The organism is Saccharospirillum sp., from assembly GCF_040881935.1.
Classification (GTDB): domain Bacteria; phylum Pseudomonadota; class Gammaproteobacteria; order Pseudomonadales; family Natronospirillaceae; genus Saccharospirillum.
The window spans coordinates 1-23,605 of sequence record NZ_JBBECH010000047.1; the positions used below are offsets into that span (position 1 = coordinate 1).

The 23,605-nt window shown below is 56.8% G+C and carries 20 protein-coding genes; 10 read left to right on the forward strand and 10 right to left on the reverse strand.

The window, feature by feature from the left end; translation table 11 throughout:
• The 8 genes from WEB54_RS07815 to WEB54_RS07850 all read right to left on the reverse strand — a co-directional run.
• A partial coding sequence (locus WEB54_RS07815) for a Txe/YoeB family addiction module toxin (RefSeq protein ID WP_368054790.1) occupies nt 1-237 on the reverse strand: 237 nt, incomplete at its 3' end.
• Complete coding sequence (locus WEB54_RS07820; protein ID WP_368054792.1) at nt 234-485, reverse strand: type II toxin-antitoxin system Phd/YefM family antitoxin; 252 nt, start codon at nt 483-485, stop codon at nt 234-236. The genes WEB54_RS07815 and WEB54_RS07820, both read right to left, overlap by 4 nt.
• Nucleotides 486-827: 342 nt before the next feature.
• A complete protein-coding gene (locus WEB54_RS07825) occupies nt 828-2,162 on the reverse strand; it encodes an MATE family efflux transporter (protein ID WP_368054794.1) in 1,335 nt (444 codons plus the stop codon).
• A 121-nt stretch (nt 2,163-2,283) separates the two neighbouring features.
• Nucleotides 2,284-3,114, reverse strand: a complete 831-nt coding sequence (locus tag WEB54_RS07830) for a symmetrical bis(5'-nucleosyl)-tetraphosphatase (protein WP_368054796.1) — start codon at nt 3,112-3,114, stop codon at nt 2,284-2,286.
• Nucleotides 3,111-3,902: a 16S rRNA (adenine(1518)-N(6)/adenine(1519)-N(6))-dimethyltransferase RsmA gene (gene rsmA, locus WEB54_RS07835; protein WP_368054798.1), complete on the reverse strand. Its 792-nt coding sequence runs from the start codon at nt 3,900-3,902 to the stop codon at nt 3,111-3,113. The genes WEB54_RS07830 and rsmA overlap by 4 nt, the downstream gene beginning before the upstream one ends.
• Nucleotides 3,895-4,890: a 4-hydroxythreonine-4-phosphate dehydrogenase PdxA gene (pdxA, locus tag WEB54_RS07840; protein ID WP_368054800.1), complete on the reverse strand. Its 996-nt coding sequence runs from the start codon at nt 4,888-4,890 to the stop codon at nt 3,895-3,897. The genes rsmA and pdxA overlap by 8 nt, the downstream gene beginning before the upstream one ends.
• On the reverse strand, nt 4,887-6,110 hold the full coding sequence (locus tag WEB54_RS07845) for a peptidylprolyl isomerase (RefSeq protein ID WP_368054802.1): 1,224 nt from the start codon (nt 6,108-6,110) through the stop codon (nt 4,887-4,889). The genes pdxA and WEB54_RS07845 overlap by 4 nt, the downstream gene beginning before the upstream one ends.
• An 80-nt stretch (nt 6,111-6,190) precedes the next feature.
• Nucleotides 6,191-8,665: an LPS-assembly protein LptD gene (locus WEB54_RS07850; protein ID WP_368054804.1), complete on the reverse strand. Its 2,475-nt coding sequence runs from the start codon at nt 8,663-8,665 to the stop codon at nt 6,191-6,193.
• A 326-nt stretch (nt 8,666-8,991) separates the two neighbouring features.
• On the opposite strand from WEB54_RS07850, the gene djlA reads away from it, so the two are divergent.
• Together djlA and WEB54_RS07860 are read left to right on the forward strand one after the other, a co-directional pair.
• Complete coding sequence (gene djlA, locus WEB54_RS07855; protein WP_368054806.1) at nt 8,992-9,789, forward strand: co-chaperone DjlA; 798 nt, start codon at nt 8,992-8,994, stop codon at nt 9,787-9,789.
• 325 nt (nt 9,790-10,114) lie between these two features.
• Nucleotides 10,115-11,479 (forward strand): M17 family metallopeptidase, encoded by a 1,365-nt coding sequence (locus WEB54_RS07860; RefSeq protein WP_368054808.1) that lies wholly within the window; start codon nt 10,115-10,117, stop codon nt 11,477-11,479.
• A gap of 230 nt (nt 11,480-11,709) precedes the next feature.
• Here WEB54_RS07860 and WEB54_RS07865 read toward each other — a convergent pair whose 3' ends face one another.
• Nucleotides 11,710-12,612, reverse strand: coding sequence for a LysR family transcriptional regulator (locus WEB54_RS07865; RefSeq protein ID WP_368054810.1), 903 nt, complete (start codon nt 12,610-12,612; stop codon nt 11,710-11,712).
• Between the two features lie 104 nt (nt 12,613-12,716).
• On the opposite strand from WEB54_RS07865, the gene metE reads away from it, so the two are divergent.
• The 4 genes from metE (at nt 12,717) to WEB54_RS07885 (ending at nt 17,985) form a co-directional block, all read left to right on the forward strand.
• Entirely contained in the window at nt 12,717-15,041 is a 2,325-nt protein-coding gene (gene metE / locus WEB54_RS07870; protein ID WP_368054812.1) for a 5-methyltetrahydropteroyltriglutamate--homocysteine S-methyltransferase, read from the forward strand.
• 266 nt (nt 15,042-15,307) lie between these two features.
• Complete coding sequence (locus WEB54_RS07875; RefSeq protein WP_368054814.1) at nt 15,308-17,050, forward strand: acetolactate synthase 3 large subunit; 1,743 nt, start codon at nt 15,308-15,310, stop codon at nt 17,048-17,050.
• A gap of 2 nt (nt 17,051-17,052) precedes the next feature.
• Nucleotides 17,053-17,544, forward strand: coding sequence for an acetolactate synthase small subunit (gene ilvN, locus WEB54_RS07880; protein ID WP_368054816.1), 492 nt, complete (start codon nt 17,053-17,055; stop codon nt 17,542-17,544).
• 84 nt (nt 17,545-17,628) lie between these two features.
• A complete protein-coding gene (locus tag WEB54_RS07885; protein WP_368054817.1) occupies nt 17,629-17,985 on the forward strand; it encodes a TraR/DksA family transcriptional regulator in 357 nt (118 codons plus the stop codon).
• 217 nt (nt 17,986-18,202) lie between these two features.
• On the opposite strand, the gene ilvC is transcribed toward WEB54_RS07885, so the two are convergent.
• Nucleotides 18,203-19,684: a ketol-acid reductoisomerase gene (ilvC, locus tag WEB54_RS07890; protein WP_368054819.1), complete on the reverse strand. Its 1,482-nt coding sequence runs from the start codon at nt 19,682-19,684 to the stop codon at nt 18,203-18,205.
• A gap of 220 nt (nt 19,685-19,904) precedes the next feature.
• Between ilvC and ilvY the strand changes: the two genes are divergently transcribed.
• The 4 genes from ilvY (at nt 19,905) to WEB54_RS07910 (ending at nt 23,480) form a co-directional block, all read left to right on the forward strand.
• Complete coding sequence (ilvY, locus tag WEB54_RS07895) at nt 19,905-20,795, forward strand: HTH-type transcriptional activator IlvY (protein WP_368054821.1); 891 nt, start codon at nt 19,905-19,907, stop codon at nt 20,793-20,795.
• Between the two features lie 76 nt (nt 20,796-20,871).
• Entirely contained in the window at nt 20,872-21,669 is a 798-nt protein-coding gene (gene pssA, locus WEB54_RS07900) for a CDP-diacylglycerol--serine O-phosphatidyltransferase (RefSeq protein ID WP_368054823.1), read from the forward strand.
• A 201-nt stretch (nt 21,670-21,870) separates the two neighbouring features.
• Nucleotides 21,871-22,842 (forward strand): protein-methionine-sulfoxide reductase catalytic subunit MsrP, encoded by a 972-nt coding sequence (msrP, locus tag WEB54_RS07905; RefSeq protein ID WP_368054825.1) that lies wholly within the window; start codon nt 21,871-21,873, stop codon nt 22,840-22,842.
• The gene (locus WEB54_RS07910) at nt 22,839-23,480 is read left to right on the forward strand and encodes a sulfite oxidase heme-binding subunit YedZ (protein WP_368054827.1); all 642 of its coding nucleotides are present in this window, start codon (nt 22,839-22,841) and stop codon (nt 23,478-23,480) included. The genes msrP and WEB54_RS07910 overlap by 4 nt, the downstream gene beginning before the upstream one ends.
• Nucleotides 23,481-23,605: the final 125 nt, after the last annotated feature.

Consider the following 23,605-nt stretch of genomic DNA (forward strand, 5'->3'; position numbering starts at 1 on the left):
CTGTGCAATGAGCAAAGCGTCATCCGTGACCTTATAAACGATGCGGTGTTCTTCGTTTATTCGGCGGGACCAGTATCCCGCAAGGCTGTGTTTGAGCGGTTCCGGTTTGCCGATACCCTCGAATGGTTCTCGTTTGGTCTCTTTGATCAACTTGTTAATTCGGTTCAGGATTTTTTTGTCAGTTTTCTGCCAGTACATATAGTCTTCCCAGGCGTGCTCGGAGAAGATGAGCTTCATTCAAGAAGTTCCTTTTCCTGACCACCGCCCTGATCCAGCTCGGCAACCGATTCCAGCAAACGACGAACATTCTTGGGCGCTCGCATGAGGTATGCGGTTTCTTGCAACGCTTCATAGTCTTCAAGTGAGATCATGACCACCGATTGCGCCTTACTCCGGGTGATGATCATGGGGGCATGGTCTTCACAGACCTGCTCCATGGTTTTTGCTAGATTGGTTCTGGCGGCTGTGTAGCTGATAGCATCCATAATACTGAGCCTGTACAAGATGTTGTTCATGTACAAAATAGCGTACATAAAGGGGTTTATCAAGCAGGTGTCGGGGTATCTACAGCTAATACATTAAACATCTATTGAATCGGAGCTTTGTTATCGAAATCTATAGCTATTCTGGTGGGTGTCCCGGTAGCACCCCGGAAGAGTGAGTACAAAATGTCGACATTGACCCTTACAGATGGACTGGATTCATTTGAGGTTACGATTATCGAGCCTACACTTGGCTCCAAGGTAGTACTTTTTGCAGTAGGGGCTGGTGGTAATCCGGAACGTCATCTCCCTCTGAGTATTAATGCGAGGGCTGTATGAACTTGGTTACCCTTGACGCAACCCATCTACCCATCGCCGACACCAATACAAACCCGCCAGCCCAATCATCGCACTACCCAAACCCTGACCAATAAGTACACCCGGTGCGCCGAACCAGTGAGCGCCGAGCCATATGAAGGGGATGGTAAAAACCGTTGCCTTGAGTACGTTGAACAAGGTTGCGGTTTTGGGTGATCCCAGGTTGTTGAACAGAGCGTTGGTTACAAAGGTGATGCCGTTAAATACGAACACAGCACTCAACCCCAGCGTGAACCAGCGAATCAGTTCTGCGGCTTGCTCGGATGCCTGGAATATACAGATAATCGGTTGTGTCAGTGCCGCTAAGGTGAGGCATACCACCAGGCAGTAGCGAAATACAAAACGGACGGATTCAGTGAGTACATCGGTTACCCGATCGTAAGCGCCAGCACCCCAGTTCTGCCCTGCAATTGGCCCCACCACGCCAGATAAAGCAAATAACGCAACGAAGGCTACTTGCTGCAAGCGGGTTATGATGGCGAAGCCTGCCACAGCGGCATCGCCGAACTGGGCCATGGCGGCTGTTACAAAGGCCAGGCCAATGGGCGTTGCCAGGTTGGTGAGTACGGAAGGCACGGCAATGCTGCTGATTGTGAGGAAGTCTCGCGGTACCGCTTTCGCACCGGGCCAGGATAACATTCGGTACTGGTGCAGTTTGAACAGACCATAGCCGAAGATGGTTAGCCTGGCAGCGGCGCTCGCAATAGCCGCTCCGGTTAGTTCGAGGTTCAGGCCGAATATGAGAATCGGGTCGAGAAATGCATTCACGATGGCACCGCTCAGGGTGACCCAGAGAGCTCCTCTGGCATCTCCTTTTGCCCGCATCACACCGCCCGCCGCCATGCCTATGGAGACCGGTACAAAGGTGGGCAGGATGATGGCTAGGTAGTTGGAGGCTTGCGCCAGCGTATAACCCTGGGCACCCAGTAACGTCAGTATCGACTCTCGCCACAGCCACACAGACCCGGCGACCAGGGTGGTAATGATAAAGATCAACACAGAGCTGCTGGCGATCAGTTCACGCGCGCGGTCTATTTGGTTAGCCCCCAGTGCTCGGGCGACGGTGGCACCGACGGCTATGGTCAGGCCAATGCTCAGCGATTGGCAAAAGAACAGGATAGACGCGGCAAAACCGATGGCGGCCGCCAGTTCGCGCTCACCGAGTAGGGAGATGAAGAAAAGGTCAACAAAATCAACGGCGAACAGGGCCAGTAAGCCGAGCCCACCAGAGACCGTCATGCGATGAATGTGGGTGGAGACAGGCCCCGAAAGGTAGCCTGCCGGGGCGTTGTTGGTGGTCATGCGTTTTTCCGGCTTGGCGGTTGTATCGGGCTTTTTGTTTGCTGACTATTGGTCATTGGTTTGTTTTGCTTCCTGTCGCCCAGGGGACTGGCCTCTTACGAATAACGAAAACCTGGGGCTTTTAGCCCTCGTTTCTGAACACTATTCCCGTTGTATCGCACTGCCAGCGTTCGCCGCTGTCCATATTCATCAGGGTCAGGTAGTTATCCCAGACATAGCCGGTATCGAGGGCGATGATATCTTTGTTGCCGGTTTTGCCCATTAGCGCGGCCCAGTGGCCGAACAGCAGGGTGTGCTGGCGTTGGGTGGGCCATTCGAACCAGGGTTTCATGTCTTTGGGAGGCGCATCGGCGCCTTTTTTGTTGTCGAAGTCGAGCTCACCGTTCGGTCCGCAGAAGCGCATGCGGGTGAAGGCGTTGGTGATGTAGCGCCAGCGGGCGGGGCCGGTCAGATCGTTATTCCAGGCGTTGGGTTCGTTGCCATACATGCTCTGAATAAAGTCGTTGAACCTGCCTGGATCGGCCAGCACGGCTTCGAGTTCCCGGGCTCTGGCGATGGCTTCCTGGTCGCTCCAGTTCGGCGGGATACCGGCGTGGGTCATCAGTAATTTGCGCGTTGAATCTTCCAGCAACAGGGGTTGTTGACGTAGCCAGTTCAGCAGTGTGTCGGCGTCTTCGGCGTTGAGAATGGCATCGAGATCCGGGTTGCTTTTGCGCGGTTTGTCGCTGTATGCCAGTGCCAGCAAATGCAGGTCGTGGTTGCCGAGCACCGTTCTGGCGGCCTCGCCAAGCCCTATGACAAGGCGCAGGCAACCAAGGGAGTCTTTACCCCGGTTGACCAGGTCGCCCGTCAGCCAGAGCTGGTCTTTCGCCGGGTCAAATTTTACGGCCTCCAGTAACAGTTCGAGCGGTTCGCGGGAGCCTTGCAGGTCGCCGACGGCGTAAAGCGTCATGAGCCCTCCTGTTCGCTCAGTACGTTGGCAATATTAACAAATTGTTCAATACCCAGCGTTTCGGCCCGTGCACCCGGGTTGATGCCGATGGCTTCGAGTTGTTCGTCGCTGATCAGGGTTTTCAGGTTGTTGCGCAGGGTTTTGCGGCGCTGACCGAAGGCGGTGCGCACGACTATCTCGAATTTTTTCGGGTCTTTAGCCACAAAGGGCAGGGTTTTGCGCGGGTTCAGGCGAACGATGGCCGATTCGACCTTGGGCGCCGGGGTAAAAGCACCGGGCGGTACGGTGAACAGATAACGCGCTTCACAGTGGTATTGCATCATGATGCCCAGGCGGCCATAAGCGTTGTCGCCAGGGGCAGCGCACAGCCGTTGCACGACTTCTTTTTGCAGCATGAAGTGCATGTCGTGAATGTTATCGGCGTAGTTAAGCAGATGAAACATCAGCGGTGTCGAGATGTTGTAGGGCAGGTTGCCGACCAGCCGCATCGGGCGCTCGTCTTCTACCAGGCTGCCAAAATCGAAACTGAGTGCGTCGGCTTCGTGAATGCGCAGCTTTTCGGCCCGAAAGAATTTGGTGCGCAAAATCGGGATCAGGTCGCGGTCGAGTTCGACCACATCGAGTTCGCCGCCGGTGGCGTCCAGTAAGGGCTCGGTTAAAGCGCCCTGGCCGGGGCCAATTTCGATCATGTGCTGGCCGGGTTTGGGGGCGATGCTTTTGACAATGCGGTCGATGACGCCCGCGTCGTGCAGGAAGTTTTGTCCAAATCGTTTGCGCGCTTTATGCATGCGAATGCTGGCTCCGGTGGTTGGCCATGGTAAAGGCGGTGGTGAAGGCGACGGCGAGTGAGCCATCGCTGGCGCGGCCGGTGCCGGCCAGGTCGAGCGCAGTACCGTGGTCGACCGAGGTGCGAATAAAAGGCAGGCCCAGGGTGATGTTAACGGCGGCGCCAAAGCCTTTGTATTTAAGTACCGGCAAGCCCTGGTCGTGGTACATGGCGAGCACGGCGTCGGCGCGGTCGAGGTAGTGCGGTTGAAACAGCGTATCGGCTGGCAGTGGGCCTTCCAGGTTCCAGCCCAGCCCGCGCAATTCTTCCAGCGCCGGCTCTATGATGTCGATTTCTTCCCGGCCCATGTGGCCGCCTTCACCGGCATGGGGGTTCAGGCCGGTTACTAGAATATGCGGCGCCTGGCAGCCGAAATCCTGTATCAGTGAGGCGTGCAATACGGCGGTCACTCGCTTGAGTTTGTCGGCCGTAATGGCCCCGGGCACGGCGCTCAGCGGTAAGTGAGTGGTCACCAGTGCGACACGCAGCCCTTCGGTGGCAAGCATCATGACGACCTGGTCGACCCCGGCTTTGTGTTCCAGGTATTCGGTATGGCCGCTGAACGGGATGCCTGCGTCGTTGATCACACCCTTGTGCACCGGCCCGGTCACCAGGGCGGCCCGGTTGGCCAGCGCCAGGTGGATCGCGACGTCGAGTGTTTCCAGTACGTAGGCGGCATTGTTGGGGTTGAGCGCGCCGGGCTCGCAGGGTTGGCGCAGCCGAACCGGCAACACGGGCAGAATGCCGGGCGTGTGACCGGTCAGTTCATCTGGTGATTGAATCTGCTGCACCGTGACGGCCAGGCCAAGCAACCTGGCGCGGGAGGCCAGCAAATCCGGGTCTGCGATGGCAAACCAGGGGCCGGGGTGGCTGTTCAACGCCTGTTTCAGCACCAGGTCGGGGCCGATACCGGCCGGTTCGCCGGGGGTAACTGCAAGTGGTAAGGTCAAAGCCGTACCTCTACAAAACTCTGGGCACGCAGCTCTACCAGCCAGCGTTCCAGGGCTTCCTGGTATTTGCGTTCCGAGAGCGATTCGCGGACTTGCTGGCGCAGTACGTCGAGGCCAATATCCTGAATGCGCTGATCTTCGACGCGCAGGATGTGGAAGCCGAATTCAGACTGGAACACCGGGCTGACGTCGCCTTCAGGCATCGACCTTACCTGGCTGGCAAAGGCGCGGACAAAGTCTTCCGCCTGGCGCCAGCCGAGGTCACCGCCATTGCCTTTGCTGCCGAGGTCATCGGTAAACTGGTTGGCTAGGCTGGCCATGTCTTCACCGTTGGCGATGCGCTCACGCAAGTCGGTTAGCAGGGTCTGGGCCTGCTCTTCGTTCAGCACCACATTGGGCCGAATCAGAATATGGCGAACCCGGTATTGTTCCACCTGCACGGCTCTGCGTTCGTTCTTACTGATCAACTGAGCCAAGTGCAGGGCGTCGTCGCGTTCAACCAGTATGGTTTCGTCCAGTTCCATTACCGGGACGACGGTGCGAAAGACACTGGGTAACTGGTCGACTTTACGCAACCCGAGATTGCGGGCGTCGGGGTCGTCTTCCAGACGGCCGCCCTGGTTCAGTTCGGCGCGCAGCGCACGGGCGGCGTCGGCTTCTTCGGGGGTGAAGCGGCGGTAGGCCAGTTCAAATTCCGCTTCGGCCAGAGACTGGCCGGCCAGGGTGTTCAGGTAGCGTTCTACCTCACCTTCGGTAACGCGGACGGTGCGCCCGACGTACTGGCGGCGCACCTCACCGATGGTCAGTTCCTGACGAATCTGCTCGCGCACGGTGGGGAAGTTTTGTCCGCTGCTTTGCAGTGCGGAGATGAACTGCTCTAGCGACATATTGCGCTGTTCGGCCAGGCGATTAACGGCGGCATTAACCTGGGCATCGGTAATGCGCAGGTTAATGGAATCGGCCAGCTGCAGCTGCAACCGTTCCAGAATCAGTGCATCGAGTATTTGTTGGCGCAGTTCGTTTTGCGGTGGTAACACGCCGGGGTTGCTGGCGTACTGGTCGCGCACGGCCCGGGTGCGTTCCACCAGTTCATTGGCGGTAACCACATCCTCGTTGGCCACGGCAACAATGCGGTCGAGCAACTCTTCCGATTGTGCTGGCAGGCTCAGGCTGGCGAAGACCAGCGCGCAGGCCCCGAGGCGGTATAAACGATGAATCACGGCAAAACTCCCAGTATTAAAGATAGAAAGTGGTAAAGCTGACCGTCACCGGATGGCGGGCACCGATGAAACGATCATAACTAACGGTAATTGTACAGGCGGCCCCGGTAACCGGGCACTTTTTCATCCAGTAAACTTTCGACATTGCCGGTACTGCCGCCCAGGCCTTTGAGCGTGACTTCAAATTTAACACCCTGTTCGGCTCTGCTTGCAAACAAACCGGTGCCGATGGTTTCTTCGTCTTCATCCGGCACGCTGTTGTAGCCGACCAGGCGCAGGTTCCAGCAACAGCTGTCGTAATCGATGCCGTAGACCAGATCGGTGTAGGCGTAGTCGTCGGTGGCTTCACCGGCATCGTCCAGCGGGCGCGACCAGTTAGCGTACCCAATGAGCGCCAGGTTTTCACGCACGGTCCAGTAACCGGAAGCGCCGAAGCTTTGGTAGCCCGCCGGGTTGTCGCCAGGGTCGGGCCGGTCGCCGCTGATGGCGAGGCGGATAAAGCGCCGGTCGTTGGGCAGAAAAGTGACATCCAGGCTGTAGGCTTGCAGATCCATGCTCTGGTGTTCGAACTCGGCGCTGGCATTGAGGTTCACCTGGCGGGTCGGCGCCCAGCGCGCATCGAGGTAGTTGGGGCTGTATTCGGGGCTGAACTCCGGGTTTTTTTCCAGTGCTGTGCCCTGGGTAACCCGTTCCTGGCTCAATTTGACGCCCTTGCTGACCCCCAGGAACGCGAGTTCCCGGCCACTTTCCTTGTCGCGCAGGCGGGAATCGAGCGCGGCGCTGAGCCGGTTCATGTCGCCAATGCGGTCGAGCCCTGAGAAACGGGTTTTGCTGAACAGCGCGAAATCGTTGCCGACCGGGCTGGTGTTCAGGTCGGGCAGGTCGCTCTGATCGACATAGGGGGTGTAGCTGTAGTGCAACCGCGGTTCAATGGAGTGCACCCAGACATCGCTGCCGGCAGCATAGGAACGTTCGGCGATTAATCGGCTGTCGATTGTGGCGCGCCAGTTCACTGCGTTGGCGGTGGCGGAGAAATCATCCGGTTTATGGCTGAAATCCGGGTCTACCGGGTTCGATTGCTGGTAGGCCAGTGCCAGGCCTTCAATTTCCGGTCTCAGGTAGCCCCATTCCACGTTCAGCGGGTAGCTGAGGCGGGTGTTCAGGTAGAAACGCTGCGAATCGGTTGCCAGGTGAAGCTGTGAAGGGGTTGTCAGGTTGTTCAGTCGGTCGTTGTCGAGCTGCCGACTGAACATACTGTAGGTACCGGTCGCGCCCAGGTTCAGGTTGCCCGGTAAACTGAGGCTGCTGTAGCGCAGGCTCAGTTCCGGCAGACGCTTGAGGTCATGGTTGGCTGCGGTGACGGTGTCGTCTTTCGGATCCTGCCATTCGGCGAGCAGGCTGGGGGTGACATTGCCGAACCGGGTCGTGGCGGTAACCTTGGCGGTGTGGAAATTGTCCGGGCTGTCCTGAACCGGGGTGGTGAAGGCCGAGCCAAATCGTAGTGTGCCGGTGGGGATTTTATGGCGCAGGTTCAGGTTCAGTGTCTGGTCTTCGACGATCTCGCCGCCGTTGTTAAAGTTCTGGTCGTAGCGGATGTCGCTGACCCAGCGCGTCGACATGTTGTAGCCGGTGGCCTCGCCCAACTGACCGGATTGCCGGTGTCCAAAAGCCCAGCGGCGTGGCGCTTCGGTATCGAGGGGGTCGTTGGATTGTGATATCTGCACATCAAGATCGGAGACGCCGTTGTGATCTTCAGTCAGAAACCGAAATTCATTGCGGGCCAGTAAACCCAGATCCGAATAGTAATGCAGGGTAAAAGTATCGTCATAATTCGGCGCCAGATTCAGGTAGTAGGGCACTGAAAGTTCGTTAAAACCGGGGTTGTCGGTTGCCAGGCCGTAGGTCCCGGTCAAAAAGCCGCTGCGGCGCCGGTCGTCGATGGGAAAGGATACATAGGGCACATACAATACTGGGATCGACTTGACTTGAAGCCGGGCATGCCAGGCTTTGGCGATGCCGGTCTCCCGGTTAACTTCAAAGCGGGCGGCGTGGATCTGCCAGCCAGGGTTCTGCGGCATACACCGGGTAAAGGTGGTGCTCTGACCGGTCAACAGGCTATCGCCCTGGCGCGACATGCGGCGGGCCTGGCCGTGCAAATCCTGCTCATGAAGGGCAAAATACGCCTGGTTAATATCAGAGGTGCGCTGATTAAGATCGAGCTGAGCTGAGCTGCCACCAATCATCGCACCCAGGGTGCGTAGCTGTACATTGCCCATCAGTTCGCCGGTTCCGGTGCTGCGCTGATAGGTAACTTCATCGGCCTGGAGCTGAAAGCTGTTCTGGCGGGCGCTGACGTTGCCGACCAGGTGGGCTTCATCCTGGGTTAGCAGGCGGCTTTCATCAAAATTGAAAGTCAGCGGGCTCTGGTCATCGGGCAGGTTAGGGTCGACGTTCGGGTCTGAACGCAGTGGATCGACAAAGCCGCCGGGGCAGTAGGGTGCAATGCCAGCCCGGTCACGTGCGGGTAATTCCGTATAGGGACGCCAGTCGGTCAAAATCCCTTTATTTTCCCGGGTTGTCGTACTTTCGGCCCACGCATCGTCTGGCAAACCGGTGGCTGTCAGTCCCAGGACGAGTGTTGCCCAGAGGGCGCTGTGAAGTCGGTGTGGTAACGGCATACGCCCGTGAACAGTGGTCAGAGTCAGAAGTGGCATAATACCGGAAAGGGGCTGGGTGGCATACCGTGGCAGTGTGCAAACGACCCGTATCGGGTTAAGCTGAGGGGCCGTATGCCGGGCGTTGCAACGCAGATTACGGCATCATACCGAGGTATGTGGATGCGGATTTTCACGGGCTTTACGCGCAAAAGAGGAAAAGCAGGGTGCAGTGGTACGGAAAAATCATTGGCGGTGCCATCGGGTTTTACACCGGCGGGCCGATTGGGTTGGTCCTGGGGTTGTTGCTGGGCAATGCGTTCGACCGCGCGCGCAGCGAGCCCGCTAACCCGTTTAACAGTGACGACCGCCGTGGCGTCATGCAAACCGTGTTCTTTCAGGCGACGTTCCGGGTGATGGGCAAGCTGGCCAAGGCCGATGGCCGGGTCAGTGAGCGCGAGATAGAACTGGCCCGACTGGTGATGAACCGGATGGGCCTGGATGCAACCCAGCGCATTGAAGCGATGCGCCTGTTCAATGAAGGCAAGTCGCCAGAATACAACATTATGCCGGTGCTGGAAGAGTTACGCGAGGTCATTGGCCGACGCCAGACCCTGAGCCAGATTTTTCTCGAGATTCAGTTGCAAACCGCCTATGCCGACGGTGGGCTAAGCGCCAGCGAACAGCGCGTTATTCAACTGATCTGCAAGGCGCTTGGTTTTAATAAGTGGCAGTTCGAGCTGATCAACCAGCGCATTAAGGCGCAGGCTCAGTTTTCACAGTCTAGCTATTCACCCCGTCAGAGTGGGCCGAGCATTGAGGAGGCCTATAAGGTGCTGGGGGTGGCAGCGGGTGCCTCCGATGTGGAGCTCAAAAAAGCCTATCGCCGGCTGATGAACCAGAACCACCCCGACAAACTGGTTGCCCGTGGCCTACCCGAAGAGATGACCGGCGTTGCCAAGGAAAAAACCCAGGAAATTCAGCAAGCCTACGAGATGATCAAGCAGTCCCGTAAAGCGGCTTAGCTTGGTGTCATGAGTCGGAAATTCGCCGAGTAATGTGTTTTGTCACCCATGTTTGCTTGGGTGCCATTCGGACTACCGCGCACGCCTACTGAAGGCACGCCGTGAACCCCTCCCTGGGGGCTCGGAGACAACATCCCTGTTGTCTAACGGCCTTCAGTAGGCGCACCCGGTAGTCCTTCGATAACCTGTGGTTAATTGATAGCGAATTTCCGACTCATGACACTTGGCGCCCTGGTGTCATTGCCGGATTATTCGGCAGACCTTGAAAGTCGTTACTTTGTCGTTATTACTTTATTTATGACCTATCAATGAGCTTATATTCCTTATGCCTATTTTGTCCGATCGATTAAAGGCCGGTAACACCGGTATTCCCCTTACGTTGCTGGAAAGTCGTGAATTTGAATCCTGGACGCAAGGGCGCCCTGGTGAGCAGGTTGCCTGGTTACGCGCCAGTGGCTTTACCGGCAAAGGTCTGGCGTTGTTGCCAGGTGAGAATGGAGAGCTGGCCGAAGTGGTTTTGGGTGTTGCGTCGTTGGATGATCAATGGATTCTGGGTGATCTGGCCAAACGATTGCCCGAAGGTGATTATCTGGTGCAAGGCTCCGACGAATTGCTCGACCGGGCCGGGTTGAGCTGGTTGTTGGGCAATTACCAATTTGACCGCTATAAAATCAGCGAGCCGGTAAAAGCCCGCCTGGTGATGGCCGATGAGCAACGGGTTGCACGTCTGCAACGCCTTGCGGAAGGGGTTGCACTGGTGCGTGATCTGGTGAATACGCCGCCCAACGACATGATGCCCGAGCATTTGTCCGAGGCCGCTCGGGCGCTGGCCGGTAGGTTTGATGCCACTTTCAACGAACTGGTCGGTGACCAGTTACTGACCGAAAATTACCCGACGATTCATGCGGTTGGTCGTGCTTCAGTTCATGCGCCGAGGCTGCTCGATTTGCGCTGGGGCAACGCTGAACATCCCAAAGTGACGCTGGTTGGCAAAGGCGTGTGTTTCGACAGCGGTGGCCTGGATATCAAGCCGGCGGCGGGCATGCGTTACATGAAAAAAGACATGGGCGGTGCGGCTCATGTGTTGGGGCTGGCGCAGATGATTATGTCGCTGAACCTGCCGGTGAACCTGCGCGTGCTGATTCCAGCGGTGGAAAATGCCGTCGCCGGCAATGCGTTTCGCCCTGGTGATGTGCTGCAAACTCGCAAAGGGCTGACCGTTGAGATAGATAACACCGATGCCGAAGGTCGGCTGGTGTTATGCGATGCACTGGCCGAAGCCGATACCGAAACCCCGGACATGATTATCGATTTCGCGACCCTGACCGGTGCGGCTCGGGTAGCGCTTGGTACCGAACTGCCCGGTTATTTCACCGACGCCGATGCCCTGGCCCGGGATCTCAATGCGGCGGGTAAAAAGGTCAGCGATCCGGTCTGGCAGTTGCCGTTGCATACCCCTTACGACGATTTTCTGAAAAGCGAAGTGGCCGATCTGGTCAATTGCGCGCCATCGCCTTTCGGGGGTGCGATTACGGCGGGTTTGTACCTGAAGCGTTTTGTCGAACAAACGCCCTGGGTGCATTTCGACATCATGGCCTGGAACCAGCGTGCCCTGCCGGGCCGTCCGGTTGGCGGCGAAGCTTTCGGGGTTCGCGCTGTGTTTGAAATGCTGGAACAACGCTACCGGTGAAAAGACGTGGGACATTGAGAGACGCAACACAATAAAGGACGCGAAACAATAAAAGACGCAGAACATTGAAAGACGCGAAACATGAAGGGACGCTAAACATTAAAAGACGTTCCAGATTTTCTGCGTCTTTCCGTGTTTTTCGTCCCTTTGTGTTTTACGTCAGTTCATGTTCTGCGTCAGTTAATGTGTTACGTCTTTTATTGTTTCGCGTCAGTCCCTGTCCCACGTCTTTAATTCTGTTTAGGTCCAAACTCTCCGGCCAGTGCTATGAAGTCGTTCAGGTAGGGGCTTTTGCCTTCTACGCTGCGAATGGCGGCGTAGAGGGTGCCGTGCAGGCCTTGTTCGCCCAGCGGGCGTGAGGTTAGCGATGACGTCGGTTGCTGGGCGTAGCGCAGTACCCAGTCGGGTAGGGCTGACAGGCCGCGGCCGCTGGCGACGAGCAGTAGGATTACGGCGGTCAGTTCCGACTGACGGATGGATTTTGGCTCGACCCCGGCCGGGCTGAGGAAGTGTTTGAATACGTCGAGCCGGTCGCGCGATACCGGGTAGGTGATCAGTTGTTCGGTTTTCAGGTCTTCTGGGGCAATCCAGTCTTTTTGCGCCAGGGGGTGATTTTCGGCCATGACCAGGCGGCCTTCGTATTGAAACAGGGGGCGGAAGACCAGATCGCTGGCTTCGACCGGGTCGGATGAGATCACCAGGTCCAGCTCGCCTTCGCGCAGGGCGGTAATGGAGTCGAAGCTCAGGCCCAGGCGAATGTCGATGTCGACCAGCGGCCAGGCTTTCTTGAACCGCTCCAGCACGGGCATCAGCCAGTCGAAGCAGGCGTGGCATTCAATGGCAATGTACAGCCTGCCCGCTTCTCCGCTGGCCAGTCGGCTCAGTTCATCCTCCACGTCCGCCATGCGCGGCAACACCTGATCCGCCAATTGCACCAGTTTGTAGCCAGCCGGGGTTAATCGGATCGGGCGGGTGTGTCTTAGAAAAAGCGACACATCAAAATGGTGCTCCAGGCTTTTCAACTGGTGCGAAAGCGCCGACTGGGTGATGTGCAGTTGCTCGGCGGCCCGGGCGAGGTTGCCGCAATCAGCAATGGTTTTAAGGCTGTGCAGATGACGCCGCTCCAGAAACATATGAATCCTATTTGATAAAAACGTGAAAATTATGAGATGGAATTGAATTTACATCATAGTCACACTCTGTCCCCAATGAATCAATAGCCAATCAGGGACTTGTCATGACGTTCGCACACACTCTTGGATTTCCGCGCATCGGCGCGCAACGGGAACTGAAATTCGCACTCGAAGCCTACTGGGCGGGCGATCAGGATCAGGCGGCTTTGCTTGAGGTCGGCCGCACCCTGCGCCAGCGTCACTGGCAGTTGCAGGCCGACGCCGGGCTGGATGCGGTAACGGTGGGTGATTTCTCCTATTATGATCAGGTTCTGGATATGTCGGCACTGTTGGGCGTGGTGCCCGAGCGTTTTGGTCCCGTTACCGGTCAGGTTGATCTCGACACCTATTTTCGTATGGCGCGGGGTCGTGCCCCCTCAGGGACACCCGCTGCCGCTTGCACCATGACCAAATGGTTCGACACCAACTACCACTATCTGGAACCCGAAGTTCGCGCAGACCAGACATTTTCGATCAGCACGACGGCGTTGTTTGACCAGGTAGCGGAGGCACAGGCCGCTGGTCATGCCGCCAAACCCGTTATTCTGGGGCCGCTGACCTGGCTGTGGCTGTCAAAGCCTGCAGGCGGCGACAATTTTGACCGGTTGAGCCTGCTGGATGCGCTGCTCGACACCTATGCCGGGATTCTGAACCGCCTGGCGGGGCAGGGTGCTGGCTGGGTACAGATTGATGAGCCGGCTCTGGTGCTGGATTTGCCACAGGAGTGGAGGTCCGCCTATGAGCGCGCTTACCACCGGTTGAAATCGGCGCCGGTCAAGATCCTGCTGGCCACCTATTTCGGTGCGCTGGAAGACAACGTGACCCTGACCTGTAACCTGCCCGTCGCCGGTATCCATCTGGACGCGGTCAGCGCCCCCCATGAAGTCACTCAGGTAGTTGACTGGTTGCCGAGCCACAAGGTGCTGTCGTTGGGCATCGTCAGCGGTCGTAATATCTGGCGTACGGACCTTGACCGGGCGTTGCAAACCCTGAAGGCCGCCCAGGCCAAACTGGGTGACCGGCTCTGGGTGGCGCCTTCTTCATCCTTGCTGCATGTTCCGGTGGATCTGGCTCAGGAAGCCGAGCTGGATGACGAGCTGCGCAGCTGGCTGAGTTTTGCGGTGCAAAAACTCGACGAGGTGGTGTTGCTCAAACGGGCCCTGAGTGCGTCTGCAGATGCACAAACGCTTGCTCAATTGAGTTCGGCGGCTCAGGCCGCTGAGCAGCGTCGCCAGTCACCGCGATTGAAAGTGGCGGAGGTGCGTGACCGGCTGGCCAAGCTGACGGCGCTGACCTCAGCCCGTGCCGAGCCGTTTAGCGAACGCCGTGCAGCCCAGCAGACGGTGCTGCCGTTGCCGCTGTTTCCAACCACGACCATCGGCTCATTTCCACAAACCCAGTCGATTCGTCAGACGCGTCGGGATTACCGCCGGGGCGACTTGTCGCAGGCTGAGTATGAACGTCGCATCGAAGCCGAAATTCGGGACACGGTGCGCGCCCAGGAGGCCCTGGGGCTGGATGTGCTGGTGCATGGCGAAGCCGAACGCAACGATATGGTCGAATATTTCGGTGAGCAACTGGACGGGTTCGCGTTCACGCGGTTCGGCTGGGTGCAGTCCTACGGTTCACGCTGTGTCAAACCGCCGGTGCTGTTTGGCGATGTGCAGCGACCGGCACCGATGACCGTGCGTTGGGCGCAATATGCCGCCGCCCAGACCGACAAGCCGATGAAAGGCATGTTGACCGGCCCGGTGACCATTCTGAACTGGTCTTTCGTGCGCGATGATCAGCCACGGTCCGACACCGCGCTGCAACTGGCGCTGGCGTTGCGTGATGAAGTGCTGGACCTGGAAGCCGCCGGCATCGGTATTATTCAAATCGATGAAGCGGCCCTGCGCGAAGGCCTGCCGTTGCGCCGTCGTCACTGGCAGACCTATCTTGACTGGGCCGTCGGTGCCTTCCGCCTGACCGTCAGTGGGGCCGCCAGCGAAACCCAGATTCATACTCATATGTGTTATTCGCAGTTCAACGATATTCTGGGCTCCATCGCCCATATGGACGCGGATGTGATTACCATTGAGACCTCGCGTTCCGACCTGCGCTTGTTGGAAGCATTCAAAGCCTTTGAATACCCGAACGACATTGGTCCGGGTGTTTATGATATTCACTCGCCGAACACGCCCAGTGTTGAGCAAATCATCGATCTGCTCGAACAGGCCTCGCGGGTGATCCCGGCGCAGCAGCTCTGGGTGAACCCGGATTGCGGCCTGAAGACCCGGCGCTGGGAAGAGGTGACGCCAGCACTCGAGGCTATGGTATCGGCGGCCAAGGTGTTGCGTCAGCGTTATGCCGAGCAGGCACCTGCGTTGGGTCAAACGGCAAAAGTTTGATGCGCAATTAGCGGGTTTGTGTGACTTTCGTCAGCTCAGCAACCAAGGTACACTTCCGGAACCGGCGTGGATGGCTTCTGATCATCCCCCGGTTCCAATGAAACCCGATTCAAGCAGCAGTGTCGGCGTCGGAGTCGCAGGTTCGCCCTCGACCGGTCGGCTGTATTGGCAAAGTCGCTTACCGGCGGCCTTGCTTGAATACGCGCTGAAGATCGCTCCAACTTCGGGAAGAGCGGCGTTCTTGAGTCATAGCGAAGGTGCTCACCATGACACAAGCTGCGCATGAGCCGGAAATGTTGTCCGGCGGCGAAATGCTGATCCGATCGTTAAAAGACCAGGGCGTTGAATTCATTTACGGGTACCCCGGCGGGGCCGTACTGCACATCTACGACGCCATTCACAAGCAATCTGACGTTAAGCACATTCTGGTGCGCCATGAACAGGCGGCTACGCACATGGCCGACGCCTATGCCCGCGCTAGCGGCAAGGCTGGCGTTGTGCTGGTAACCTCCGGCCCCGGCGCGACCAATGCCATTACCGGCATTGCGACGGCGTATATGGATTCGATCCCCATGGTGGTCATTACCGGCCAGGTGATGAGTCACCTGCTGGGCGACGATGCCTTCCAGGAAACCGACATGATGGGTCTGTCGCGGCCGATCGTTAAGCACAACATGTCGGTTCGTGACCCGGCTGACATCCCGACCATTGTCAAAAAAGCCTTCTACATTGCCGAAAGCGGCCGTCCCGGGCCTGTCGTCATCGACATCCCCAAAGACATGACGATGCCCAACGAGAAGTTTCCCTACGAATACCCGGATCGCATCAAGATGCGCTCCTACAACCCGGTCAAGAAAGGCCACAGTGGTCAGATTCGCAAGGCGGTCAATGCTCTGCTGCAAGCCAAGCGGCCGATCATCTACAGCGGTGGTGGCGTGGTGTTGGGCAAGGCCAGCAAGGAACTGACCCAACTGGCGAAGCACCTGAATTACCCGGTGACCAATACGCTGATGGGGCTGGGCGCTTTTCCGGGTACCGACCGGCAGTTTATTGGCATGCTGGGCATGCACGGCGCCTATGAAGCCAACATGACCATGCACAATGCCGATTTGATTCTGGCCATCGGCGCACGCTTTGACGACCGGGTGACCAATAACCCGGCCAAGTTCTGTCCGGATGCGACCATCATTCACATCGATATCGACCCGGCGTCCATTTCCAAAATCATCCAGGCAGACATCCCCATTGTCGGGCCCGTCAAGCCGGTGTTGAAGGAAATGCTGGAGCAGATCGAGCAATCGAAACTCAAGGTTGATGAAGAAGCCCTGGGTTTGTGGTGGGAACAGATCGACGAGTGGCGCCAGCGTCACGGTGGGCATTACCGGCGTGATGACTCCGAAAAAATGAAGCCACAACACGTGATCGAAACCCTGTGCAAGGTCACCAAAGGCGATGCCTACATCTGTTCCGATGTCGGCCAGCACCAGATGTTCGCGGCCCAGTACTACAAGTACAACAAGCCCAATCGCTGGATCAACTCCGGCGGTCTCGGCACCATGGGCTTTGGCCTGCCAGCGGCGATGGGGGTGCAGTTGCACTACCCGAACGCGGCGGTGGTCTGTGTTACCGGTGAGGGCTCGATTCAGATGAACATTCAGGAACTGGCGACCTGCAAGCAGTACAATTTGCCGGTCAAGATCCTGTGCATGAACAACGGCTATCTGGGTATGGTGCGCCAGTGGCAGGACATGAATTACGAGTCCCGCTATTCGAACTCCTATGTTGATTCGTTGCCCGATTTTGTCGCCCTGGCCAAGGCCTATGGTCACACCGGTATTCGCATTGAATCGCCGGATGAACTTGAAGCCAAGCTGACCGAAGCCATGGCGATTACCGACAAGGTGGTGTTCATCGATGTCCTGATCGATCCGGACGAGCACGTCTATCCGATGCAGGTTCCCGGCGGCTGTATGGCCGACATGTTCCTGAGCAAGACGGAGAGGACCTGATCATGCGGCATATCATTTCAGTATTGATGGAAAACGAAGCCGGTGCACTGGCGCGGGTTGTTGGTCTGTTTGCTCAGCGCGGTTACAACATCGAGAGCCTGAACGTGGCCCCGACCGATGATGCGACGCTGTCACGTTTGACCCTGGTCACCAAGGGTGAAGACCGGGTCGTTGAGCAGATCACCAAGCACCTGAACAAGCTGATCGAGGTGGTCAAACTGGTCGACCTGACCGAAGGCTCGCACATTGAGCGCGAGCTGATGATGGTCAAGGTTCGGGCGACCGGTGCCCAGCGTGAGGAAGTAAAACGCACCTGCGACATTTTTCGCGGCCAGATCATCGACGTGACGCCGACCACCTACACCATTCAGGTGACCGGCAACGAAGAGAAAGTGAACGCCTTTATGGACGCCCTGAGCGGGGCGACTATTATGGAGGTGGTGCGAACCGGTGTGTCGGGCCTGGCGCGTGGAGACAAGACGTTGAGTCTGTAACCTCACCTTAACCTGACTGAACAGGCGGGCTTGTCCCGCCTTTTTTGGTTTTTTACCGACCGCTTTCTAACATGGGAGGCTTTCATGACGTTATCAGATGCATTCCTGGCCCGTCAGCGTGACGAACTGTCGGCGCTGAAGACACGATTGACGGAAGAACTGGCCTATTACCGGGACGCGGCCGCGCCGGTTACCCTTGATCAGGCTCAGGTCGGGCGCCTGTCCCGCATCGATGCCATTGGCCAGCAGGAAATGCACAAGGCCGCCGCCGTGCAGACGGAGCAACGGTTACGCCGGGTTATGGTGGCGTTGCGCAAGCTGGAGGCTGGTGATTACGGCTGGTGTGAGCAGTGCGATGAAGACATTGAGCCGCGTCGGCTGAAAGCACAACCGGAAGTGATTTATTGCCTGAAGTGCCAGGGCGCCAGCGAGGCTCACTGATCGTCTTTGTTGGCGCGTCGGCTGCGGGATCACGCTGGAAACCATGGCCAAGCCATCGAGCGTATAAATACCCGTTTGCTGGAGGCAGGCTCAGCCCCTTCCTGATCATCTGACTCACTGGCCCGATCAGCCAAAAAAAAAGCCCGCCGGATCGGCGGACTAATGCTCACTCCCTTTTGGGGACCTCACTGAGACCGGTAAAACGCTCGTCGGGCACTCAGGCTTCGACGAGACGCTTCATATCTGTCATGTAACCGCGCAGTTCTTCGCCGATCCACTCTATCGGGTGGGTGCGAATAGCGGTGTTTACTTTAATCAGTTCAATGTTATCGACCTGGCCGGAGACAGCACTCATGCCCTTGCCAATCACATCAGCACCGATTTTCGGCATAAAGTGTTCAGCCAGCAACGGAACCGCAGCATTGGCAAACAAATAGTTGCCGTATTCAGCGGTATCGCTGATCACAACGTTCATTTCATACAGCTTCTTGCGGGCAATGGTATTGGCGATCAACGGCAGCTCGTGCAGAGACTCGTAATAAGCGCTTTCTTCGATGATGCCGCTTTCAACCATGGTTTCAAACGCCAGCTCAACACCAGCTTTGACCATGGCGACCATCAGAATGCCGTTGTCGAAATATTCCTGTTCGTCCAGATCGTTGGCGGCTACCGGCGTCTGTTCGAAGTCGGTTTTGCCCGTGGCTTCACGCCAGCCGAACAAGTCTTTGTCGTCGTTGGCCCAGTCGGCCATCATGGTTTCACTGAAGTGGCCGCTGATGATGTCGTCCTGGTGTTTCTGGAACAGAGGACGCATCAGCTCTTTCAATTCTTCCGCTAACTGATAGGCACGGACCTTGGCCGGGTTGCTCAGGCGATCCATCATGGTGGTGATGCCACCGTGCTTGAGCGCTTCGGTAACCGTTTCCCAGCCGTACTGAACCAGCTTGCTGGCATAGGTTTTATCGACGCCTTCGGCGATCATTTTGTCGAAGCACAGCAGCGAGCCAGCCTGTAGCATGCCACAGAGAATGGTTTGCTCACCCATCAGGTCGGATTTAACTTCGGCGACGAAGGAGCTTTCCAGTACACCGGCACGGTGACCGCCGGTGGCCGCTGCCCAGGCTTTGGCAATTTCAAAACCTTCGCTTTTCGGATCGTTCTCAGGGTGAACCGCGATCAGCGTCGGTACGCCGAAGCCACGCTTGTACTCTTCACGCACTTCGGTGCCCGGGCATTTCGGGGCAACCATAACAACGGTGATGTCGTCACGGATCTTCTGGCCGACTTCAACGATGTTGAAACCGTGTGAATAGCCGAGTGTCGAGCCTTTTTTCATCAGCGGCATAACGGTTTCAACGACGTTGCTGTGCTGTTTGTCCGGGGTCAGGTTAACCACCAGATCAGCCTGCGGAATCAGGTCTTCATAGGAGCTGACCTGAAATCCGTTTTCGCTGGCGTTCTTCCAGGACTGGCGCTTTTCATCAATGGCCGCCTGACGCAGGGCGTAGGAAACATCGAGGCCAGAATCGCGCATGTTCAGGCCCTGGTTCAAACCCTGGGCACCGCAACCGACGATGACCACTTTCTTGCCCTTGAGCGCGTCGCATTCATTGGCGAATTCGGATTTTTCCATAAACCGGCACTTACCCAGTTGGGCTAACTGCTGGCGAAGATTCAGGGTGTTGAAGTAATTACTCATGCTGTGTCCTGTAAAGGCTGATAGTGGTTTGTCCACCGTTGCAGGGCAGTGTACAGAAGTGAGAGTGTTGCTGGAAATGAATTGTTCGAAACAGTTTGTTGCGCATTCTGATTTTTATCCGGTGTGTGAGGCAGTTGGACTGTGACGGGCATTGTTGCGTTTGCTGCAATATTACCGGGGGCATGGCATAATCGGGGGCCGGTTTAAGGAGTCGATTACTATGGATCTGCGAGCGCTCAAGCAGTTCTTACATTTGTCGCAATCGCTGCATTATGGCAAGACTTCAGAAGCGATGCATGTTAGCCCGTCTACACTAAGTCGCAGCATTGCGCGGCTTGAAGACGAGATCGGGGCAACCCTGTTTGAGCGGGATAACCGCACCGTGGTGCTAACTCAGGCCGGTCGTCTGTTTCGTGAGTTTGCCGAATCTACCCTGGCGCACTGGCAGGAATTAAGACACAAGTTGCAGAACGACCCGGGTGAGTTGCGTGGGCAAGTGCGGCTGTATTGTTCGGTCACGGCCAGTTACTCCTTTATGCTGGAAGTGCTGACCGAATTTCGCAAACGCTTCCCTAACATCGAAGTGATACTGGAAACCGGTGACGCCGCTCAGGCCGTGCAAAAGGTCATGGACGACGAGACCGATGTTGCGGTTGCGCCACGACCGGATCATTTGCCTAATCCACTGATGTTCGCTTCAATAGTCGAGACGTCGCTGGACTTTATCGCGCCGGTCATCGACTGTCCGGTGCGCAGTCTGATGCAGGAAACGCCGATACCCTGGGGGCAGATTCCCTTTGTGGTGTCCGAATACGGGTTGGCCCGAAAGCGCTTGGATCAGTGGTTTCGGGCGCATTCGATCAAACCCAATATCTATGCCCAGGTGGCTGGCAACGAAGCCATTGTCAGCATGGTGGGTCTGGGCTTCGGTATCGGGGTGGTGCCAGGGCTGGTTATTGAGAACAGCCCGATGAAAGATAAAATAGAGCGTATTCAGACCGATACGGTACTGCAGCCTTTTGATGTCGGGGTCTGTGTTTTAAACCGGCGTTTGCAGGACCCGCTGGTCAGTGCCTTTTGGCAAACAGCGGTCGACATAACCGGGGACTGAGGTACCCGGGTCATCCGAATCAACATCGCCCGGGTTAGCTAGGTCCGGGCCAAATTTATTATAAAAGGGGGGCTCTATGAGTTCCACAGAAGAGAAAATGACGGAGAGTGATCAATTGCCGGTTCAGCAGTTGTCCAGTCACCGCCGTGGCATTTATTTGTTGCCCAATCTGCTAACGACTGCAGCTTTGTTTGCTGGCTTCTACGCTATCGTATTGTCGATGAACGGGAGTTTCGTTCGGGCCGCCATGGCCATTTTTGTTGCGCAGATTCTCGATGGCATGGACGGACGAGTCGCGCGGATGACGCATACCCAAAGCGAATTTGGTGCCCAATACGATTCCATGTCCGACAACCTGGCTTTCGGTGTCGCACCCGCCATTCTGGTGTATCAGTGGTCTTTGCACAGTCTTGATAACCTGGGCTGGGTCGCCGCCTTCATCTTTGTTGCCGGTGCTGCTTTGCGATTAGCCCGCTTTAACACCCAGATCAATACGGTCGACAAGAAGTTTTTTGTCGGCCTGGCCAGTCCGGCTGGGGCCGGAGTGCTCTGGGCCATGGTGTGGGCACTGGGTGAGAAGGGCGTGGAAGGTGAGTCGGTAGCCTGGCTTATGGTTATTATTGTGCCGCTGATCGGCGCGATGATGGTCAGCCCCATTCGCTATTACTCCTTCAAAGACCTCAGCGACAAGGGTCGGGTGCCCTTTGTGGTGCTGTTGCTATCGATCATGGTTATCGCCGTGATCGCACTGGATCCGGGCCCGGTATTGTTGGCCTTCGCGGTGACCTATGCTCTGTCGGGCCCCGTCTTTGAAGTCTGGCGTCGTTTGCGGCTCTATAAAAATGCCCGAAAAGTAGACCCCAGCGACAGCTGATCCCGCTTCCCTGCGGCAGCGCCTTCTTATAAAAAGGATGTAAAGGCGCTGCCTCAGCCGTTCTCCTGTGCCAAAGTTGTAGCAGCTTGCTGCCTTACAGCTGGATCCTTTAATAAAAGTTCAATCCTCCAGTGTGAAACCAGTCAGCGTCTGATTCCGTAGTCTTTGGAGACTATGAACAAATCCAATGGGACGCGATGTATGTTAATTAAACAGGCTTCAGACTTAACCGAAAATGATGTCACCCCGAAATCGGCCTACCTGAACCGCCGGCATATTATTCAGGCAGCGGGTGGTCTGGCGCTGGCCGGTGCGGTGCCGGGCGTTTTCGCCGAAGATCAGAGCGCTCCGCACTGGATGAACCAGCGGGTTAATCAAACAGTGTTTCGCAGCGTCACCACCGACGAAGGCATGACCGATCGCTCTGATGCAACCTCGTACAACAACTTCTACGAATTTGGAACGGGCAAAGGCGACCCCGCCAAATACGCTGATGACTTTAATCCCTACCCCTGGGAGATCTCGGTAGAAGGTGAGTGTTCGAACCCCGGAACCTTTGATCTCGAGTCGATTGTGGCCGGTTCGGCAGCCACAGAAGAACGTATTTACCGGCTGCGCTGTGTAGAAGCCTGGTCGATGGTAATACCCTGGATAGGCATTGAGCTGGGTAAAGTGCTGCAGCAATTTGAACCGACCAGCGATGCCCGCTATGTAGCGTTCGAAACCATTGTACGACCGGATGAACTGCGCGGTCAGCGCAGCCGGTTCTCCTTTATCGATTACCCTTATCTGGAAGGTCTGCGTATGGATGAAGCCATGCATCCGCTGGCCTTTCTGGCTGTGGGTATGTATGGCGAGCCACTGCCAAACCAGAATGGCGCGCCGATTCGCCTGTTGCTCCCCTGGAAATATGGGTTCAAGAGCATCAAGTCGATCTCTCGCATTCGGTTTGTACGCGAAATGCCACCTGTTACCTGGAACATAGCGGCCGAAAGCGAGTACGGGTTTTACGCTAACGTTAACCCTGAGGTGGATCACCCCCGCTGGAGTCAGGCCAGTGAGCGACGCATTGGTGCCAATGGCGATGTCGAGCGAATTCCGACTCGAATGTTCAATGGGTATGACGATGTCGCCTCTTTGTATGAAGGTATGGATTTGAGGAAGTTCTTTTGATAGCAGGCATCAACCTCAGGCAAGGCTGGCTGTGGTGGGTGTTGTTTTGCGCGGCGTTGATACCGGCAGCTTGGTACTGGGGCCTGTTTGTGCTGGACCCCCGGGCATTGGGTGTCGACGCACTTGAAGTGGTGTTGCAGGAGATGGGGCACTGGGCGCTCTGGATGCTGTTGATCACACTGTCCTGTTCCACGCTGCGGCGGCGAACGCCTTTGCCCAGCCTGGTTCGGTACCGCCGTATGTTGGGGTTGTTCACCTTCTTTTATGCCAGCCTGCACCTGGGAACCTATGTGATCGGCTGGATCGAGCTGGACGCGACGGTCTTCTGGGAAGACGTCAGCAAGCGACCCTTCATATACCTGGGCATGATCGGCTGGGTTGGGCTGCTGGTATTGGCAGTGACCTCGCCCAAAGCCATGGTGCGCAGGCTTAAGAAGAACTGGAAACGGCTGCACCAGCTGATTTACGCCATTGTGATTCTGGCAGTGACCCATTTTTGGATGCAATCGCGGGTGTCCTCGTTCGAAGCCTGGATCTATACGCTGCTGATTTTCTTTCTTCTGGGCGAGCGTGCCTGGGCCAAACTGAAGGGGCGAGTTCAGTCTTCCCGGCGTGCGAGTACCGCACGAGCACAATAACTGACAGACGCTGGGTGTTACTGTCGTCTCTTGAAGCATTCATCGGGCCAGGTTGACTGTTTTTTTAAAACACCTCTTGACCCTCCCTCAGAAAAGACTATTATACGCCTCCCTCGCCGCACAGC